The organism is Glutamicibacter sp. (genome assembly GCF_035257265.1).
In the GTDB taxonomy this organism is placed as follows: Bacteria; Actinomycetota; Actinomycetes; order Actinomycetales; family Micrococcaceae; genus Glutamicibacter.
In genome coordinates this window covers 79,908-97,034 of record NZ_DATEXC010000002.1, presented here as the reverse complement: position 1 = coordinate 97,034, position 17,127 = coordinate 79,908, and the positions used below count along the sequence as shown (strand labels likewise).

The 17,127-nt window shown below is 56.7% G+C and carries 14 protein-coding genes; 6 read left to right on the top strand and 8 right to left on the bottom strand.

The window, feature by feature from the left end:
• Positions 1–40: 40 nt before the first annotated feature.
• A complete protein-coding gene (locus VJ369_RS00470) occupies positions 41–1,129 on the bottom strand; it encodes a Zn-dependent alcohol dehydrogenase (RefSeq protein ID WP_324090199.1) in 1,089 nt (362 codons plus the stop codon).
• A 111-nt stretch (positions 1,130–1,240) separates the two neighbouring features.
• Here VJ369_RS00470 and VJ369_RS00465 point away from each other — a divergent pair, with 111 nt between their 5' ends.
• Entirely contained in the window at positions 1,241–2,323 is a 1,083-nt protein-coding gene (locus VJ369_RS00465) for a Zn-dependent alcohol dehydrogenase (protein WP_324090198.1), read from the top strand.
• Here VJ369_RS00465 and VJ369_RS00460 read toward each other — a convergent pair.
• Positions 2,320–2,622: a helix-turn-helix transcriptional regulator gene (locus VJ369_RS00460; RefSeq protein WP_324090197.1), complete on the bottom strand. Its 303-nt coding sequence runs from the start codon at positions 2,620–2,622 to the stop codon at positions 2,320–2,322. The two genes, VJ369_RS00465 and VJ369_RS00460, sit on opposite strands and share 4 nt — an antisense overlap.
• A 64-nt stretch (positions 2,623–2,686) precedes the next feature.
• Between VJ369_RS00460 and map the strand changes: the two genes are divergently transcribed.
• Positions 2,687–3,463, top strand: coding sequence for a type I methionyl aminopeptidase (map, locus tag VJ369_RS00455; RefSeq protein WP_324090196.1), 777 nt, complete (start codon positions 2,687–2,689; stop codon positions 3,461–3,463).
• Between the two features lie 4 nt (positions 3,464–3,467).
• Here map and VJ369_RS00450 read toward each other — a convergent pair whose 3' ends face one another.
• The 4 genes from VJ369_RS00450 to VJ369_RS00435 form a co-directional block, all read right to left on the bottom strand.
• On the bottom strand, positions 3,468–3,998 hold the full coding sequence (locus VJ369_RS00450) for a hypothetical protein (protein ID WP_324090195.1): 531 nt from the start codon (positions 3,996–3,998) through the stop codon (positions 3,468–3,470).
• A gap of 194 nt (positions 3,999–4,192) precedes the next feature.
• Positions 4,193–5,341, bottom strand: coding sequence for a flavin reductase (locus VJ369_RS00445; RefSeq protein ID WP_324090194.1), 1,149 nt, complete (start codon positions 5,339–5,341; stop codon positions 4,193–4,195).
• Positions 5,338–6,768, bottom strand: a complete 1,431-nt coding sequence (locus VJ369_RS00440) for an MmgE/PrpD family protein (protein WP_324090193.1) — start codon at positions 6,766–6,768, stop codon at positions 5,338–5,340. Before VJ369_RS00440 ends, VJ369_RS00445 begins: the two co-directional genes overlap by 4 nt.
• Positions 6,769–6,777: 9 nt before the next feature.
• Positions 6,778–8,274, bottom strand: a complete 1,497-nt coding sequence (locus VJ369_RS00435) for a 4-hydroxyphenylacetate 3-hydroxylase N-terminal domain-containing protein (RefSeq protein WP_324090192.1) — start codon at positions 8,272–8,274, stop codon at positions 6,778–6,780.
• Between the two features lie 258 nt (positions 8,275–8,532).
• Here VJ369_RS00435 and VJ369_RS00430 point away from each other — a divergent pair, with 258 nt between their 5' ends.
• Complete coding sequence (locus VJ369_RS00430; protein WP_324090191.1) at positions 8,533–9,912, top strand: MFS transporter; 1,380 nt, start codon at positions 8,533–8,535, stop codon at positions 9,910–9,912.
• A gap of 202 nt (positions 9,913–10,114) precedes the next feature.
• Positions 10,115–11,443: an NtaA/DmoA family FMN-dependent monooxygenase gene (locus VJ369_RS00425; RefSeq protein WP_324090190.1), complete on the top strand. Its 1,329-nt coding sequence runs from the start codon at positions 10,115–10,117 to the stop codon at positions 11,441–11,443.
• On the opposite strand, the gene VJ369_RS00420 is transcribed toward VJ369_RS00425, so the two are convergent.
• Positions 11,440–12,375: a LysR family transcriptional regulator gene (locus VJ369_RS00420; protein WP_324090189.1), complete on the bottom strand. Its 936-nt coding sequence runs from the start codon at positions 12,373–12,375 to the stop codon at positions 11,440–11,442. The two genes, VJ369_RS00425 and VJ369_RS00420, sit on opposite strands and share 4 nt — an antisense overlap.
• Before the next feature lie 97 nt (positions 12,376–12,472).
• Between VJ369_RS00420 and VJ369_RS00415 the strand changes: the two genes are divergently transcribed.
• Positions 12,473–14,050, top strand: coding sequence for an FAD-binding oxidoreductase (locus VJ369_RS00415; protein WP_324090188.1), 1,578 nt, complete (start codon positions 12,473–12,475; stop codon positions 14,048–14,050).
• Between the two features lie 247 nt (positions 14,051–14,297).
• Here the strand turns inward: VJ369_RS00415 and VJ369_RS00410 are convergent, their stop codons facing one another.
• Positions 14,298–15,008 carry a GntR family transcriptional regulator gene (locus VJ369_RS00410; protein ID WP_324090187.1) on the bottom strand — a complete coding sequence of 237 codons (711 nt, stop codon included), beginning with the start codon at positions 15,006–15,008 and terminating at the stop codon, positions 14,298–14,300.
• Between the two features lie 135 nt (positions 15,009–15,143).
• Here VJ369_RS00410 and VJ369_RS00405 point away from each other — a divergent pair, with 135 nt between their 5' ends.
• Positions 15,144–17,126, top strand: coding sequence for an NAD(P)/FAD-dependent oxidoreductase (locus VJ369_RS00405; protein WP_324090186.1), 1,983 nt, complete (start codon positions 15,144–15,146; stop codon positions 17,124–17,126).
• Position 17,127 lies beyond the last annotated feature (1 nt).

Genomic DNA, 17,127 nt, shown 5'->3' with positions numbered 1-17,127 from the left:
GGGGCTTCGCAAGCGAAGCCCCCACCGCCATTAAAAATGCTTAGAACATGATGACACTGCGTGCGACGGCACCGCCACGCAACTGCTCATAGCCTCGCTCAATTTGGTCCAGCGTAATGTGCGCCGAGACCAGCTCATCTAATTTAAAGCGCCCTTGTAGATACAACTCGGCGTACATCGGGATATCTAGCTGAATATTGCTTGAGCCCATGGCAACTCCACGAATTCCCTTTTGCTTGCCCATCAGGTCGCCAAAGGGGGTGACATCGATGGTGGAGCCCGGCTTATGCACCCCAATGAGGTAGGCCGTACCGCCAATTTCCAGCATCGCCACGGCTTGCTCCGTGGTGGGCTTTAATCCGATGACCTCGAAAGCGTGGGTGACGCCGCCTCCGGTCAATTTTTGCACGGCGGCTACCGCGTCGATGTCTGCGCCGTTGATGACGTCGGTTGCGCCGAAAAGCGAAGCCAGTTCGAGTTTCGCCGGCTGCAGGTCGATGGCGATGATACGTGTCGCGCCAGCAAGCTTGGCACCCTGGATCACGTTGAGGCCCACTCCGCCGGCACCAATTACTGCTACGGTGTCCCCCGGGCGAATGCGAGCAGTGTTGATCGCCGCTCCAGCGCCGGTGACTACGCCACATCCAAGTAGGGCTGCGCGGTCGAAAGGAATACTGTTCGGGACTTTCACTACGGTGTTTTCATGTACCAATACTTGCTCCGCAAACCCTCCCACACCAATGAACTGGGTCAACGCCTGGCCTTCAAAGGAAAGTCGTGGGGTGGCACCTGAAGGCCGGGAAGTCTGCGAAGGAACCCGGCATTGGTAAGGGCGTCCACTGCGGCATCCGGTGCACACCCCGCAGCTGTGCACCGGTGAGGTGACAACGCGGTCACCGAGCTCCAGTGCGGTGACCGCCGACCCGACGCCCACAACCACGCCAGCCACTTCATGCCCAAGCACTGCAGGTAGTGGAAAGCCAAGGTCGTTGCTGGCTACGTGAAGATCAGAATGACACAGTCCACTGGCTTTAACGTCGATGAGCACTTCATGTGCCGCCGGGTTGTCCACCTTAATATCCAAAACGTCGAAGGCGCCTTTGACTTCCGAGATGACTGCAGCCTGCATAGGAGTTCCTCCAAAAAGTTTTTCACGAAAAGACGTGACGAATAACACTCTTGAAAATATACTAGTAGAAATAATGTATTTTAGATACACAAATCCAATAATGAGGTTTTCATGCGCGCAGCAGTCGTCAACACCATCGGTGAAGGGTTCGACATCCAAGAAATTGAAGTAGACCAACCTCGTGGCAAGGAGGTCTTGGTCAAAGTCGAAGCGGCAGGACTATGCCATTCAGACCACATTGTGGCAAATGTCGACCGCGGACGTCCGCTGCCAATGGTGGTTGGGCATGAAATGGCTGGGATCGTAGTCGACCTGGGCCCAGCGGCCACAGACTTCGAAATCGGCGACCATGTCATCGCCACCGAGATCAGCTTCTGCGGAACGTGCGCAGAGTGCGTCAATGGCGCAAGCTACCGTTGCACCTCCCCACACTCCGCCCTGCGCGGCTCGGAAGACCCCGCTCGACTTACCCGTGAGGGGCATCGCGTCGAGGGGTTCGGTGTTGCAGGATTCGCGGAGTACACGGTCTTGCATCAGAACAAGCTTGTCAAAGTCCCCAAAGAGATCCCGTTTGCACAAGCGGCGGTACTCGGCTGCGCCACCGCAACTGGCGTAGGCGCGGTTCTCAATGCTGCGAAGGTCGCTCCAGGGGAAACCGTTGCGGTGGTTGGTCTGGGTGGCATTGGATTGAACGTCATTCAGGGTGCACGATTGGCCGGCGCAAAGACCATTATCGGAATTGACCTGCAACCAGACAAGCTGGAATTGGCCAAAAAATTTGGCGCGACCCACGTCATCCACGGCGGTGAGCAGGATGTTGTCGCAGCTATCAAGGAGATCACCGGCACTGGAGTGCACCATTCTTTTGAAGCCATCGGACTCGGAGCCACCCAGCGCCAAGCTATTGATGTAACGCGTACCGGCGGGCATGTGCATTTCATCGGGCTACCGCAGGGCAAGCCCTTGGAACTTAATGTCATGTTGGATCTTTTGATCCATCAGCGCAGCTTGCATGGAATCTACATGGGGTCCTCAAATGTCCGCAAGGATATCCCCTACTATGCAGATCTTTACTTACAGGGACGTCTGAATTTAGATGACCTCATTGCTCAAGAAATTCCTCTAGAGCAGATCAACGAAGCCTACGAGAAGCAGGAAACCGGGGCGATAGCCCGCAGCGTGATCCGCTTCTAGCTGGCTAGCCGTTCCTGCGCAGTCTCCCTGCGACGCTCAGCTTTGAGACCGTCGGTATCGACGGTCAACGTCATCCAGAGCTCGTCCAGGGAGATGTTCAGGACGTTCGCAATAGTTGCAATAGTGGCGAACGATGGAGTGGCGATTCGTCCGGATTCGATTTTGCGCAGCGTCTCCGGAGAGATTCCCGCATCAAAGGCTACGTCAACCATGGTGCGTTCGGCACGCGCAGTTCGCAACAGGGCACCGAGTCGCTCGCCGCGCTGGAGCTCCATAAGAGTAAGGGGTAATCTGACCATAAACCCAATTATAGTACCGGTATAGTATGAACGGTATTATTATTGGTTTATCGAAGGGTTGCTCATGATTGAAATTCTAAATTCCAAAGACGCCGAACGCGCCCAGGTTACCGGCGCCCTGGTGGGAAAAATTCTGCAGACACTGCGCGAGCGTGCCACAGTAGGGACCAATTTGCTGGAAATTGATGCCTGGGCCAAGGAAATGATCCTCGGCGCCGGAGCGGTCTCCTGCTACGTGGATTACGCACCTTCCTTCGGACGCGGCCCATTTGGCCATTACATCTGCACGGCGGTCAACGACGCCGTATTGCACGGATTGCCTCACGATTACGCGCTAGCCGACGGAGACCTATTAACCCTTGATCTAGCGATTACCAAGGACGGGATATCCGCAGACGCCGCGATCAGCTTTGTCGTCGGAGCATCCAAAGATGAGGAAAATGAAAAGCTGATCGACGCCACCAAACGCGCTCTAGCCGCCGGGATCGAAGCAGCTAAGCCTGGAAATAAAACTGGCGATATTTCCTACGCCATCGGGGCAGTCTTACGCGATGCGGGCTACCCAATTAATACCGAATTTGGTGGACATGGCATCGGCTCCACCATGCATCAAGACCCGCACATCTCCAACACCGGACGCCCAAACCGTGGCTACAAGTTAGTTCCCGGACTGATGCTTGCGTTAGAACCATGGGTGATGACCGATACCGCGAAGCTCGTCACAGATCCAGATGGCTGGACCTTGCGCAGCGCCACGGGATGCCGCACCGCACATACCGAACACACCGTCTTGATCACCGAAGGTGATGCCCAAATCATGACCCTTCCGCCTGTCGACTAGGGATCTACTGACTTTCCTTCTTCGCGGTTTCGGCCCGCTCGGCAACGATTGCGTTCGCAACACTGGAGTTATCCGGCGCAAAGGCGTACAGCTTGCCGGCGTCTTGGTGCACCCACCAACGCCCGCACAGCGCGGTGGTTCGCTGCTCAGCGTCCTGCGGCCACCAGTCGGCTTCGAGGGTACGGAAGGTGACAAAATTGTCCGCCGTCAGTTTCTTGGTGCGCGGGTCTGCGGCATAACCCTTTTCCAATTCTTTGTCGCTGGGTACTCCCACCAGTTTGAGTGGTTTGCAGCTTTCAGAAGATAATTCTCCTGCGTAGTTCATGGTGAAGATACGCTCGTCGCCGGTACTGCGCTGTTCCAACTTCACGTCCGTACCGCCGGCGGGAACCCATTTCGGAAGCAAGCCGGAGGCCACACCTTCCTCAGAGGTTTTTGCGCTCTTGGACGCTGACTGCTCATATTTGTCTTGCGCTAAATCGGCAACGTTACAACCAGTCAGCAGTAACGCGCTAGGAATTATCACGGCGAGCATTGAAAGGTACTTTTTCTTCATCATGACTTTAAATTTAGTCAGCAATCCTTCGGTTGGCTTCAGCTCAGAGGGCGAACTCTGCGCACGCCAGGTACACCCACAGGATGAGCGCCAACTGCTACTAACAGCTCAGGCCGACCGGCTTCCCCACTCGCTGGGAAAACGGATCGGCCTGAGTTGGCTTTAGCTAAGTCTTAGACCTGGCCTCCGTGACGCGAGACCACGTCACGCGCCAGCGACTTGCCAAACTTGGTGTGTTCGGCCAGTGCAGCTAGCGCAGCTGCCACGTCCCGAGCGGCTAGAGCTTCGGTCAACTTGACCACATAGCTGTGATCCAGCTGGCGGGCCCACTCTTCGCCGGTGAACGCCTGACGCCACACGGTGCCGATACCCAAACGGCGGTACGAGTCGATCAGCTGAGAAGATCCTGCAACTCCGACCAACGCATCATGGTAAGCAACATTGAGCGCGAGGAAAGCGTCGAGATCTGCGGCCGAATCCTGGCGCAGGGTACCTAGCTTCTCGGTAATCTCACGCAGCTGCGCAACGGTCTCATCGGTGAGCTTGGAAAGGTGCACCGCGATCACCCCAGATTCAATAGTTGCCCGTGAATCGTAGGCGGAATCGGTGAGTTCTGCGGTAATTGGCTTGGGCTGGTACTTTCCACCCTCGGTACGGAAGACCAGGTGCTCGCTTTCCAACTTCACCAGGGCAATGGCGACGTGGTCTACGTCCGTACGGGAGGCGGCAGCAATTGCATCAAGGTCCAAGTCTTCGCCCAGTGGGCTGGTGCGCAGCAATACCCAGGTGCGGGTTGCCTGGTAGGCGGCAAGTTCCTTAGTTGGTTCCAGCCGCCCCATAGTTCCACGGTAATAGGCCAGTGGTTCGCGGTCGTGCGCCTCGGACTGGGTCACCAAACCGAGGAACACGGTGTGCGTTCCACCGGTAGGAGTTTCGGCGACCTTACATACGATGGTGGCCAGCGCCCCATCGATCAGCGGCACTCCTTCTGGGGATAAGGTGTGCGCAACGGTGGCAAACTTATCTTCACCTTTACGTCCAAAGTGGAAGGCCAGTGCGCCCTGATCTTCGGCAAGGATATTGATCCCGAAGACTCCTGCTTCAACCACGCGGTCGTGAGTGCTGCTGGAACGGTTCAGGCAGGCAAGCATCATCGGTGGATCCATGGACAGCGACGAGACTGCAGAAGCCGTGGTGCCGTAGAGCTGTCCATCAACCGCCGTGGTGATCACGGTGACGCCGGAGGCAAAATGTCCCACGACGTTGCGGAAGATGTTCTGGTCTACGGGCTGTACGTTCTCAATTTTTGCTGCGGTATTCATGAGTACTGCTCCTGAGGAATCAAGGTGAAATTTTTGCTGGGATCAAGAGTTTCAAAAAGTTTTTCGAGGTTTGCTGCCGCCCCGAGATTTTTTATCTGTTCACGTAATGCATCACTGCGTTCAGTAAGTTGCGGCGTGCCGAACGCAAGATTCTGGGCGAACTTTTCATCTATTGCTTCTTCGGTCAGTGCGGTGCGCAAGATGTTGCCATCCGGATGTTCTACCCGCACATGTTTGATGCTTCCGTCTTTCAAACGCGCGGTGACTTCGGCCGTCAAACGCTGGTTATTCGGAAGCGTGCCGGCTAGCTCGATACGGCCTAGCAGGTTAGTCAGCCGCGGATCAGCTAGCGCCTTGGATGTCAGATGTTCGGGACGTACCGTGCCGTGCATCAGAGCCACCGCGGCGGTGAGGTGGATGGAGAACAATGCGGCGGTGGTCCGGGTTTCCCCTTCTTTGAACCGGGCTCCGACAAATCCGTTCAGGGTTCGTTCGGTAACATGCACGCTCAGGCATTCAACGTCCTCGGCACGCACCGAATGCTTGGTGACCAGTTCGGCGCAGGCCTGGAGCGAAGGCTGAGCCGCGCGGCAAGAAGCAAATGGTTTGATGGTGCAGTCCCCGTGGAAACTTTCACCCAAACCCTGAAGCGCGAGCTGCGGATCAGGATCCGTGGTGAATACCTCGAAATATCCATGCTTTCCGGTCAACGGATCTTGTGGACCACGCATTCCGGCGCCAGCGAGCTGAGCTGCGTTGATTCCTGCCCTGGCTGCGAAGGCCATAGGGAGCTTGAAACTATTTTCTCCGTCAAAGATCGCCGCCACGGTTCCGGCCGCCTGGTTCACCGCGATGCCTACCGCATGACGGGTAGTCTCGTGGTCCAACCCCAGCAGCCGCGAAGCAATCAGGCTGGCACCGATTACATTTACCGTTCCGGTGTTGTCCTGGCCGGAATACACGTCGAAGCCGCCAGCCACCGCGAGGCGTGCGGTGAGATCATCGCCTACGGCGAGCGCGGTGATGACCTCGGCGCCGCTGGTACCGGTGGACTGCCCTAAAGCGAGAGCCACCGGGACCGTGGTGCCGGAAATGTGCGCAGCGACGGTTTTACCGCCTGGCCCCTCGGCCTCGACCGGCTCGTAGTCGAAGGAGCGGATCAGCGCCGCATTGAGGAAGGCCGCCGAGGATGCCGGCAACCGTTGCCCGGTTCCTAGCACCTGCGCTTGGGTACCTTCTCCCCAGGCGGCGACTACCCTGCGGAGCTTTGCCGCGCCGTCCGCTTGATGTCCGGCCAATCCTGCGCCGACACTATCGAGCAGGCGTTGGGATACTCGTTGCACGGTGTGCGGGGGCAGATCCGTGAATTGAGTTCCCAGCGCATGCCCAATGAGCGTGTCGAGCAGGTCCGGCGTCCGGGTTTGCACGTCAGCTCCTTAGGCGCGCGCCGTGGCGGCGTCGAGGTCGAGACTGTCATCGGCTACTGGGGTGGGAAAGATGCCAGCTTCAGCAAACATTGCCTCATAGGCTCCGGTCTCACCCTTCATCTGAGCCTTTTTGTGGTCCAGTGCGCGGGCACGTCCAATGGAGCCTAAGTAGAAGCGCTCGTAGAGTTCGTTGCGGCTGCCCAATGCGGAGCCGGCGAAGTCCCATGCGGTGCGGAAGATCTTTGCGCGCTCCTCCGGCAGGATGCCGTTGGCACCTGGCAGGTATTTCTTCAGTAGCGGACCAAGACGGGTTTCTTCGAAGGCCGCGGCGGTTGGTGTAGCCAGCAGGTTATGCGAGCCCATGGACTTGATGATGTCGTTGACCCGAGCCATCCACAAAGGCATCATGGTGCGCAGGCTGGAGATGTCATCGTGGCAGAAGAACGCACCGCCGCCCCATTCCGAGGCGTTGACCTCAGCCGAGTGAATTACCGCACGGGCTATGCGCAGGTAGGAGTAAATTTCTCCGAGCATTGACGCGGTTTCCGGCTTGGTATCTGTGGCAGTGACCTTGGCCATCTGCACGCAGAGGTCATAGGCGAATTCGAGCTTGACCGAGGCGCGAATGGCGGTCTGCTGCTGGGTATTGCCAGTGGCGGTTCCCGCGTTCAGGGAGTTGTAGACATCGAGCTGTCCATCGATGAATACGCGGTCCCACGGGATGAGCACATCATCAAAGATGATCACCGCGTCCTGCTCATCAAAACGGGAGGAGAAGGGCTTGTCCACGATTGGCTGGTCCACACCGTAGTGATCGCGGCAGACCGAGACGACGCCCTTAGTAGCCACCGGAATCGCGAAGGACAGCGCATATTCTTCGTAGCCCTTCTGGATGGGCACCGCTGGGTAGACGTAGAGTTCGTCGGCAATCGGGCCGAGAGTAGCGAGCATCTTGGCACCGCGGACGATAAGCCCTTCATCGGTGCGCTCAACGACGCGCAGGGTCAATTCCTCGTTGATTCCCTGAAGCTCACCAACTGACTTGTCAATGGCCGCGTGAACAATGGTGTGCGTCAAGGCCAGATCCTGCTCTTGCACTAGACGCCAGTAGTTCTGCAGACGCTCGTAGTAGACAGGGTCACCGGATTTGGCGAAGATGTCCGGGCGGGAGGCATGGCCGGCAAGTACTACGTTGACGTAGTCCGGGGTGCGGCCAAGCATGCCGTTGGAGTAGCGGGCCAGGCGGTCAAATGCGCGGTGGCGGCGTGCAATGTCTTCCGCGTTATGTGGACGCAGCAGTGAGACGTTGTGCTCTTCACCGGTTTCGGCATCCTGCATCAGGCAGTCCGCTGCGTACTTGTGCTGGTAGTCAAAGTAAGCGGCCATGCCGTTAATGGACCCTTGGAACGCGGGGTGCTCGGTGATATCGATCTGTTCGTTACCTAGCCAAACTTCACGGGAATCCTTCAGACCTGCCCGGTACTGCTCACCAGTGCGTGCACTCATGTGATTACTCCTAACGGATCGCCCCTCAAGCGGGACTCAAAATATATTCTGTGTCTAAGTTTATATAAAGAGTGTGACGCAAATCAATCCCTTGCTCAAACTTTTCACCAAAAACACTCAAAATCCGCGATATTTCAGCAACTGCGAATTCTCAGAAAAAATATTCTTTAACACACAATCGGTAAAAACTGGACAAAACTGCGTGATGTGCGCCATTATGGGCTGAGTCACAAACCCCCATTAGGAAGGAGTTCAACCGTGCCTGCACCACGAGCGAACACCGGATCCGAAAATTCTCAAGTAGCCTCCAAGAATGATTCCCTTAATACAAAGGACCTGCGTCGAATCCTCGGCTCCAGCTTCTTAGGCAGCGTCATTGAGTACTACGACTTCATCCTCTATGCCACCGCCGCCTCGATTATTTTTGACAAGGTCTTCTTCGGGAACCTCACCCCCGGTCTAGCGCTATTCGCTTCCTTTGGAACACTCGCGGTGGGCTACGTCGCCCGGCCGCTGGGCGGAATCATCTTCGGTCACTTCGGTGATCGCGTGGGCCGCAAGAAGATGCTGGTGCTGTCAATGATGATGATGGGTTTTGCCACCATCGCTATCGGCTTACTGCCAACCACCGCTAGCATCGGTGTCGCTGCTCCGATCATCCTGGTCCTGCTGCGCGTAGTTCAAGGCATCTCGGTAGGCGGCGAATGGGGCGGCGCAACACTTATGGCGCTGGAGCACGCACCTGCAAATAAGCGTGGCTTTGCGGCATCCTTCGCCAACGCCGGCGCGCCAGCCGGTGGCCTGCTGGCAACCTTCCTCATTTCATTTGTATCCTTCAGCACCGGGGACAACTTCCTCACCTGGGGGTGGCGTATTCCGTTCCTCTTCTCAGCGGTCCTCATCGTCATCGGAATGGTGATTCGGCTTAAAGTCGCAGAGTCCCCGGTCTTCCAGGAGATGGACGCCAAGGCAGCCTCAGCACAAAAAGAACGCAAGACCCCGATCTCGCTGGTGCTCAAACACCACTCCAAAACCGTGGTTATTACCTTGGTCGCCTCGCTTGGCTTTTACACCTGCCAAGGGATCTTGACCTCATGGGGTGTCTCCCAAGCGGTAGGTCTGGGGGTCGACCGGTCCTTCGTCTTGAACACCAAGGGTTACGCCGCGATCATCACGATTATCGTCTGCCTGCTGGCGGCAAGGCTTTCTGACAGGTACGGTCGCAAAACGATTCTCACCGTCGGCGCGGTAGCCGGTATCGTCTGGGCTTTCCCAGCCATCGCATTAATGAGCAACGGAACCGGATGGGGCTTCATGGTCGCGGTACTGGTTGGCAATGGAGTGATTCAGGGAATTCTCGCCGGGCCGATTGGCGCCTACATCTCCGAGCTATTCCCGGCCGATGTCCGGTACACCGGCGCCTCGCTGGCTTACCAAGGATCTTCAACACTCGGTGCGGGCTTCACTCCGATGATTGCCACCGCACTAGCGATGACCTTCGGCGTCATGTCGGTTGGCGTCTTCTGGGTAGCAATTCTTGTCATCGGCTTTATCGCGATCCGCATGAGCCCCGAGGGTGCAGCCTTGGAGCACAAGCAGTCAAAACTCACGACGAACAAAGACAGCATCGACGCCTGAGAACACAGGCACTAACGGTTTGCCGCGGCACCTTATGGTCCGTGGCAAACTTTTAGATCCAATCATCAATTTTATTGATGGTATACAGCTAAAACTTCTCTATTTACGACTTATCATCCGCTTGGCACGATAGAAGCAAGTGCCCTGGGTTACATCCGCGAAATTCGCATCACGGATTCCCATTTGGAAAGGAACAGCCACAATGACTCCCAAAAATCCGAAGCACATGGTGCTCACCACCTTCATGCTTCCCGCTGGTTACCACAAAGATTCCTGGCGCATGGACGGTTCCCGTTCCGGCGAACTGGCCAACCTCGAGTTCGTCTATGACCTCACCAAGATGGCCGAGGACGCCAAGCTTGACGCGATCTTCTTCGGCGATATCGTGCACGCTAACACCGTGATGCGCGGCGATATCAAGATGAACGGATTCTATGAGCCGATGACGGTACTCGCCGCACTGGCTGCACGTACCAAGAACATTGGCCTGATAGGCACCGTCTCCACCTCATTCTCCGAGCCATACAATGTGGCCCGGCAGATGGCAGGCCTGGACCACATGTCTGGCGGACGCGCCGGCTGGAACATCGTGACCAGCTCCGATGGCTTCCAGAACTACGGCATCAAAACCGCGCCAGACCCGGCAACCCGTTACCGCCGCGCTACCGAGTTTGTCGACGTGGTCCAACAGCTTTGGGATTCTTGGGAAGATGACGCGGTCATCAATGACAAGCAGTCCGGCTGGTACGTGGACACCGAGAAGATCCACCCGATCAATCACTCTGGCGAGTTCTTCCAGGTCCAAGGGCCTATTAACATGCCACGCAGCCCGCAGGGCCGTCCGATTCTAGTACAGGCCGGTTCTTCCGGTCCGGGTATGGAACTGGGCTCTTCGGTGGCCGACGGCATCTATACCGCACAGCCGCTGAAGGAACCTTCCGTTGAGTTCTACGCGAAGTTCAAGGCCATGGCTGCGGCTAAGGGTCGTAACCCGCAAGATATCAAGGTCATTCCGGGAATCCTCCCGATCCTCGGCGATACGCAGGCAGAAGCCGATGAGCTCGCCGAGCACTTGGCCAACCACCTGCATTTGGATAATGGCCGCGTGCAGGTCGGGGCGGATCTGAAGATGGACCTGTCCGAGCTGGAATTCAACGACAAGATCCCGGCTTCCTGGTTCTCCGATGATCCGGCGCTGGGTTCCCGCTACCAGATCTACCGCCGCAAATCGGTAGATCAGGGCATGACCCTGCGCGAACTCATCGTAGATCTTGCCCGCTCCACCGGACACCAGTGGATGGCCGGAACCCCCAGCACCGTGGCAGACCGGATGATCGACTGGTTCGATTCCAAGGCGTGCGACGGCTTTAACCTCAATGCTCCGTTCAACCCGGGCGGCTTCAAGCTCATCTGCGACAAGCTAGTCCCAGAACTGCAGGAACGCGGTTACTTCCGCACCGAGTATGAGGGCACCACTTTGCGTGACAACTTCGGGCTCTCCCGCCCGGCCTCGATTCGCGAACGCGTCTAATCCCCGGCGGCCTGGTCAAAGAGTTCGGCGGCCACTTCCACCCATGCTTGGGCGCGGGAGTTCAGCCGGGAACTGCGTGGCCAGGCCACCGAAACCGGAACCGCCGCGGTTTGGTTATCGGGCAAGGTCAATGGTTTCAGCACCACCTGAAGTTCGCCGTAAGGCGCTTCGAGAGCAGGCTGCTGAAACAGCACCGCTACCCCACGGCCGGTACCGACCAGCGAACGAACTGTCGCATAGGATCGCGAACGATGCCGGATCTGCGGCGAAATCCCGGATCCTTGGTAGAGCCCAAGGATCCGCTGCGTAATTGGATCAGATTCGTAGAGCACTAGCGGATCGGTGGCAATTTGCTCCAGAGATACCGACGCTTCGGAAGCCAATGCATGATCGGCTGGAAGCAATACGTAAGCCGGGGCCATCGCCACGGTGGCCGACCGCAGGGCTGGGGAAATGTCTGCACCGTAAAGGAAGGCGACATCGATGGAACCATCAAGCAAGGCTGCTTGCATGTCTTGGTGGAATCCTTCCATGAAGTCCACCTCTACCTTCGGACACTGCAAGGCGAAGGCGTTGAGCATTGGCGGAATGATGGTTGGCCCTAAGGGCATAAAACAGCCCACCGTCAGTGGTCCGGTCAGGCTGGCGCGGGTTCCATGGCCCATCGTTTCGACCTCGTGGGCTAGTTCCAGCATTTCTCTGGCCTGGCGCAGCACGGTGCGACCGGTAGCCGTGAGCGTCAGCCCTTTGGCCCGGCGCTTGATCGCCAGCTCAGCTCCGACAATGCGTTCAAGTTCGGCAATTGACATAGAAATTGCCGAAGGCGCTAGGTGCAGGCGGCGTGCGGCTTCGGCCATGGTCCCCGCCTCGGCTGCGACGACAAAGTGCCAGAGCTGACGCAAGGTCAGTTGTGGGTGCGTGGCAAGACTCATGTCATCAATCCTATTGATGACATCAAAGATATAAAGCAATATTTTCGATTAAGAAGATCAGGCCACCTTTGATACGGCGGCCAGAAAAGGGTGAATCATGGATCGTCGTGAAGACTTCCTGCGCGAAGCCACCGCCATTGTCGGCGAAGAAAATGTCGTACCGCTCGGAGACTCCGAAGGATACCTTGACCCCTACCCGCTAAATCCAGGCCGCACCCCATGGCCAGGTGTGCGCCCAGCAAATACCGAAGAAGTTCAGGCAATCGTCGCGCTGGCTACCAAACACGAAGTCCCCCTGTGGACTTTCTCCTGTGGCAAAAATCTGGGCTACGGCGGACCTGAACCGCGAGATGGCGGCATGGTTGCATTAGATCTGAGCCGGATGAATCGGATCATCAAGGTAGATGATCGTTTGTGCTACGCCGTGGTGGAACCCGGAGTGACCTTCTTTGATCTTTTTGAATACATCAAGGAGCACAAACTCAACGTTTGGATGTCCGTTCCGGCCCTCGGCTGGGGTTCGGTACTAGGAAATATGCTGGACCGTGGATATGGCATGACCCCGTACGGTGACCATGTGAAGTCACTTTGCGGCATGGAAGTGGTCTTGCCGGACGGTGACTTAGTGCGTACCGGCATGGGTGCCATGGACGGTACGGAACTTGGACCGATCTTCCAAGGAGGATTCGGCCCCACCCTGGACGGTTTATTCACTCAATCGAATCTTGGCGTGGTCACCCAAGTTGGCCTGTGGTTACAGCCAGCCCCAAACACCTACGTCAACGGTGACATTGCGGTCCAGAACGAAGAAGATCTGCCCCAGCTAATAGACATCCTCACCACCTTGCGCCGCGAAGAGATCATTCAGAATAATGCGTTGTGCGGCAACGTGGTCCGTGCGGCCACGATGCGCGGAAATCGGGCTCAATTCTGGGAAGGCGAAGGTTCCATTCCAGACTGGCGCTTGGAAGAGATGCGCCAAGAGTTCGGCATCGGCCAGTGGAATGGAAAGTTTGCATTCTACGGTGACCGCGCGCTGTGCGAACGACGTCTAGAAATCGTTGAAGAGCGTATCTCGCAGATTCCTGGCGCTACGGTCAAGGCACGCTTCTACTCGGGAGCCGAAGGACTTGCCCTGCAACATGATGACATTGCCCCCTTGGATAAAACTCAAATGGCCGGCGTGCCAACCCTGAAGCCACTGTCCACCGTGGGATGGGCTGCTGAAAACGGTGGTCACATCGATGCCGCACCAATCATTCCAGCCCGCGGCGAAGCCGTTTATGAGTTCTATCAAGAAGCCAAGAAGCTCTACACAAAATATGGGTTTGATCTGTACATCGGTTACCACCTGTATCCCCGGCACATGGTTCACGTGACGATGATTTTCTTTGAACGTGGCAATGACGAGATGCTTACCCGTGCTCGCGCACTTTATACAGAACTACTGGATTTTGCGCGGGAACGCGGTTACGCACCATACCGCAGCCATGTGGATTACATGGACCGCATCTCTGACGGTTTTGACTTCAATGATCACGCTGCACGTCGCCTGCAAGAGAAGATCAAGGATGCGCTAGATCCTGCAGGTATTCTTGCGCCCGGCAAGCAAGGCATTTGGCCAGAGCGCTTCCGTGAGCAGCGCTCCAGTGCACCTCAAGAACAGCTGCGTTAGCACTTGGGAGTCCAGCAGGCGCAAAATATTCGCTTCCCCTGCTGGACTCCTATTTAAGTTGGAGAGCCGGCCAGTACAGCAGCAGGACATTCGTTCCATGACAGCCGAGACGCTGGGCCTCACCTCAAAAAGGTGCGCGATTTAGCCCGCTGCAGTTTCGATACGCCACATTTACCAACGAGCCTTGTGCCAGTAATTTGATGCGGCAAAACGCCAAGGGCGTGACGCGCCTTTGGCGTACTTCGCTTTAGCTAGCTAAGACCGCATGGTCTGCACAGGCCAATCCAGCCTCACCACCATTACGCACAGCATTTAAGGTAATTTCGTAGTGCTTTCGCAACAGCGCGCCAGTTAGCCGTGCGTCACGGTCCAGTGCTGCGGCCAAGATATCCGCGTGTTCCTGCTCAATATCGCGCTTGACGTCTCGTGTTGCCGGCCCAGCCCAACGTCCGTAGAGCTGAATCAGGTCCGAGAGGGTCTGCGTCAATTCCGACAGCATAGGCACTCCACAGGCCTCAACTAATTTGTTGTGGAACTCCTGATGAGCATGGTTCCACGCAGGGGTGTGGTTGTCCGGATCTTCTGCCGAACGACGAGGCGTGCGGTTCAGGGTATGGTGCGCAGCAATTAGTTCGCTCTCCCATTCCAAGGGCGCTCGTTCAAAACCTAGCGTCACCGCGAGCTGCTCATTGGCGCAACGCATTTCAACGATGTCACCTAATTCGGCAAGGGAAAGCTCTGGGACGAAGAAGCCGCGATTGGGGCGCAACGTCACGAGCCTGTCCCCGACTAATCGAGTCAAGGCCTCACGAATCACGGTACTTGAGGTGTCGTAATGTTCGGAAAGTTGCGTCAACTGCAGGCGAGCGCCAGGTTCCCAGCGCCCATCCAATATATCGGTGCGCAAGGTGTCTCTAATGTGCTTTGACATCGTTTCCGAGTCGGTCCGCTTAGCCATGACACAAATCATACCAAACGACTTACAGAATACATTTTTAGTTGACTTATGCATAACCAACGAGTGACACTGGTTACAAAGAGAGTTTGTGGGAATCCGAAAATTCCCGCAAAACCGATGACTTCAGGAGTGAAAATGAGTGAATCGCTGATCGAAACCCGCGCTGCGCATAAGCTTGACGATCTATATGCCCGCGATAGCTACACCGCGATTAACGATGATGACGCGAAGTTGCGTCAGGTTGTAGATTCCACGGATCTCCCGCCATTGATGATCGCTTTGGCTGCAGCCACCGGTGACTACTCAATATTGCGAGATGAGCTACGCCCCCCGCAGCCTCCCGTTGATACCGTCGGTCAGCCGCACGGCGGAATGGATGAGGCGCAGCGTACTGCCGCACGCGACCTGGCCTTTGACGCGTTACGGCGCGTTCGGGACGAAAAGATCACCAGCGCAAAGACGCTCTCCGACGAGCAGGCCACACAGATTCTGGACTGGCTCACTAATGGCGCTACCCGCGAGTACCATCCGATGCTCATGCACGATATGTCTCTCGTTCCACAGCACAGCGGGGCACCCCGCTTTACCAAGGACCAAGTAGACGCGCAGCGTAACTTCACAGTCGCAGTGATCGGCTCGGGGGTTGCAGGAATGGCCGCCGCTTACCGCCTCAAGCAGGCCGGTTTGGACTACACGGTCTTTGAAAAGGGCAACGAAGTCGGCGGCACGTGGTGGAAAAACACCTACCCTGGCGTACGTCTTGATACTCCTAACTATGCATACTCCTTCTCCTTTGCACAGCGTGATGACTGGCCGCAACAGTTCTCTGAAGGTGCAGAAATCCACAGGTACACCCGAGATGTTGCGCAGCGCGGCGGGATCACCGAAAACATTCAGATGGGCACCGAAATCCTCTCCGCCGAATGGGATGAAGCCACCGGTGAGTGGGTCTTGTCGATGATCGTAGACGGCGGCCAGGTGGAGGAGCGCCGCTTTAATGCAGTTCTTTCGGCTGTCGGCCAGCTTGATCGGCCCAAGTTCCCGGAGACTCCTGGCCGTGAAAAGTTCGCCGGCATCCAGGTGCACTCGGCCGAATGGGATCCGGCTATCGATCTAACCGGCAAAAAGGTCGCGGTCATCGGTTCCGGTGCGAGCGCCTACCAAATCGTTCCAGCCATCGTGGATCAGGTATCGGAGCTGAAAGTATTCCAGCGTTCGTCACCGTGGATGCTACCAACCCCGTTCTACTACGAGGACATGCCCGAGTCCGTCACCTACCTCGTAGAGCATCTTCCACAATTCGGCCAGTGGCTTCGCCTCTGGCAGCACTGGCTCGGTGTCGAGGGCCGCCAGCACTCTACCGCCGCGGACCCGAACTGGACCAAGGAAGGTTCCGTCTCGGAAATCAACGAACGAGTTCGTCAAGAACTAACCGAGATGCTCAAGGTGCAGTACGCAGACCGCCCTGATTTGCTGCCTAAAGTCACCCCAGACTACATTGTTGGCGGAAAGCGCATGCTGCGCGACAACGGTGTCTGGTCCGCAAGCCTGAAGAAACCGCAGACTACTCTGGTTACCGAAGGCATGGCCGAGATGACCGAAGCCGGCATCATCGATGGCGACGGAACGCTGCACGAGCTTGACGTCATCATTTACGCCACCGGCTTCCAAGCCTCCGAATTCCTAGAACCACTGCGCGTCACCGGCGCTAAGGGTGTTGACCTGCACGAATACTGGGCGGGTAACGCCACCGCCTATGCCGGAGTTACCGTTCCAGGATTCCCCAACCTATTTATTGTTTCCGGACCAAATACCGGCCATGTAGTCAACGGTTCATTGTTCTCCATGATTGAGTACGGCTTGACCTACATTTTGGATGCGATACACATTCTCTTGGAAAAGGATCTGAAGGCCTTAGACCTGAAGCAGGAGGTCTTGGACAAGTTCGTCACCGATTTAGATGCGGCTAACCGGCTTAAAGCTTGGGGCCACCCAGATGTTAAAACTTGGTACAAGAACAAGTTCGGCCGCGTCTCACAGATCTGGCCGTACCCAATCGTTGAATACTGGAACGTCACCCGGTCGGTGGATACTTCCCAGTACAACGAGGTTCACTAGG

Bases quoted from the DNA above. Each gene is read 5' to 3' on its own strand.
- VJ369_RS00420 (WP_324090189.1), bottom strand. From the start codon at position 12,375: ATGAGTCTTGCCACGCACCCACAACTGACCTTGCGTCAGCTCTGGCAC.
- VJ369_RS00465 (WP_324090198.1), top strand. From the start codon at position 1,241: ATGCGCGCAGCAGTCGTCAACACCATCGGTGAAGGGTTCGACATCCAA.
- VJ369_RS00460 (WP_324090197.1), bottom strand. From the start codon at position 2,622: ATGGTCAGATTACCCCTTACTCTTATGGAGCTCCAGCGCGGCGAGCGA.
- VJ369_RS00415 (WP_324090188.1), top strand. From the start codon at position 12,473: ATGGATCGTCGTGAAGACTTCCTGCGCGAAGCCACCGCCATTGTCGGC.
- VJ369_RS00410 (WP_324090187.1), bottom strand. From the start codon at position 15,008: ATGGCTAAGCGGACCGACTCGGAAACGATGTCAAAGCACATTAGAGAC.
- VJ369_RS00425 (WP_324090190.1), top strand. From the start codon at position 10,115: ATGACTCCCAAAAATCCGAAGCACATGGTGCTCACCACCTTCATGCTT.
- map (WP_324090196.1), top strand. From the start codon at position 2,687: ATGATTGAAATTCTAAATTCCAAAGACGCCGAACGCGCCCAGGTTACC.
- VJ369_RS00445 (WP_324090194.1), bottom strand. From the start codon at position 5,341: ATGAATACCGCAGCAAAAATTGAGAACGTACAGCCCGTAGACCAGAAC.
- VJ369_RS00450 (WP_324090195.1), bottom strand. From the start codon at position 3,998: ATGCTCGCCGTGATAATTCCTAGCGCGTTACTGCTGACTGGTTGTAAC.
- VJ369_RS00405 (WP_324090186.1), top strand. From the start codon at position 15,144: ATGAGTGAATCGCTGATCGAAACCCGCGCTGCGCATAAGCTTGACGAT.
- VJ369_RS00470 (WP_324090199.1), bottom strand. From the start codon at position 1,129: ATGCAGGCTGCAGTCATCTCGGAAGTCAAAGGCGCCTTCGACGTTTTG.
- VJ369_RS00435 (WP_324090192.1), bottom strand. From the start codon at position 8,274: ATGAGTGCACGCACTGGTGAGCAGTACCGGGCAGGTCTGAAGGATTCC.